Annotated in this window: 1 protein-coding gene; it reads left to right on the top strand. The window is 62.5% G+C overall.

Annotated elements, in window-relative coordinates; all coding sequences use genetic code 11:
* Positions 1-133 precede the first annotated feature (133 nt).
* Positions 134-1,455 (top strand): nitrogenase molybdenum-iron protein alpha chain (nifD, locus tag BRAS3809_RS08295; protein ID WP_035655758.1); only part of this gene is annotated, 1,322 nt, incomplete at its 3' end.

Raw genomic sequence — 1,455 nt, 5'->3', positions numbered from 1 at the left:
CGGTCGACGAGAGCCAGATCGGCAAGACCGCCGCCGAGCTCGCCGCCACGGCCTAAAGCGTCACCGGTCATCCGGCCCGTCGTGTTCGACGGGCCGGGCGATCTCCGCAACCGATCATCGAGGAAAAAGCCAGATGAGCGTTACCGAGAAACAAAGCGTTGCCGAGATCAAGGCACGCAACAAGGAACTGATCGCCGAGGTCCTGAAGGTCTACCCCGAGAAGACCGCCAAGCGCCGCGCCAAGCACCTCAACGTCCACGAGTCCGGCAAGTCGGACTGCGGCGTCAAGTCGAACATCAAGTCGATCCCGGGTGTCATGACCATCCGTGGTTGCGCCTATGCCGGCTCGAAGGGCGTGGTCTGGGGCCCGATCAAGGACATGATCCACATCAGCCACGGCCCGGTCGGCTGCGGCCAGTACTCCTGGGCGGCGCGCCGCAACTATTACATCGGCACGACCGGCATCGACACCTTCGTCACGATGCAGTTCACCTCCGATTTCCAGGAGAAGGACATCGTCTTCGGCGGCGACAAGAAGCTCGCCAAGATCATGGACGAGATCCAGGAGCTGTTCCCGCTGAACAACGGCATCACCGTGCAGTCGGAGTGCCCGATCGGTCTGATCGGCGACGACATCGAGGCCGTGTCCAAGGTCAAGTCCAAGGAATATGACGGCAAGACCATCGTCCCCGTCCGCTGCGAAGGTTTCCGCGGCGTGTCGCAGTCGCTCGGTCACCACATCGCCAACGACGCGATCCGGGATTGGGTGTTCGACAAGCTGCCGGCCGATGCCGCGCCGCGCTTCGAGCCGTCGGATTACGACGTCGCGATCATCGGCGACTACAACATCGGCGGCGACGCCTGGTCGTCGCGCATCCTGCTCGAGGAAATGGGCCTGCGCGTGATCGCCCAGTGGTCGGGCGACGGCTCGCTGGCCGAGCTCGAGGCAACGCCGAAGGCGAAGCTCAACGTGCTGCACTGCTACCGCTCGATGAACTACATCTCCCGTCACATGGAAGAGAAGTTCGGTATTCCGTGGTGCGAGTACAACTTCTTCGGGCCGAGCAAGATCGCCGAATCGCTGCGCAAGATCGCCAGCTATTTCGACGACAAGATCAAGGAAGGTGCCGAGCGCGTCATCGCCAAGTACCAGCCCTTGATGGACGCCGTGATCGCCAAGTACCGGCCGCGCCTCGAAGGCAAGACCGTGATGCTGTTCGTCGGCGGCCTGCGTCCGCGCCACGTGATCGGCGCCTATGAGGACCTCGGCATGGAGGTCGTGGGCACCGGCTACGAATTCGCCCACAACGACGACTATCAGCGCACCGCCCAGCATTACGTCAAGGACGGCACGCTGATCTACGACGACGTCACCGGCTACGAGTTCGAGAAGTTCGTCGAGAAGGTCCAGCCGGACCTGGTCGGCTCGGGCATCAAGGAAAAGTACGTGTTCCA

Origin of the sequence: Bradyrhizobium sp. STM 3809 (assembly GCF_000239795.1) — a bacterium.
Taxonomy (GTDB): Bacteria; Pseudomonadota; Alphaproteobacteria; order Rhizobiales; family Xanthobacteraceae; genus Bradyrhizobium.
Note: the sequence above shows the minus strand (reverse complement) of the source record. Positions and strands in the feature narration are given on the sequence as shown.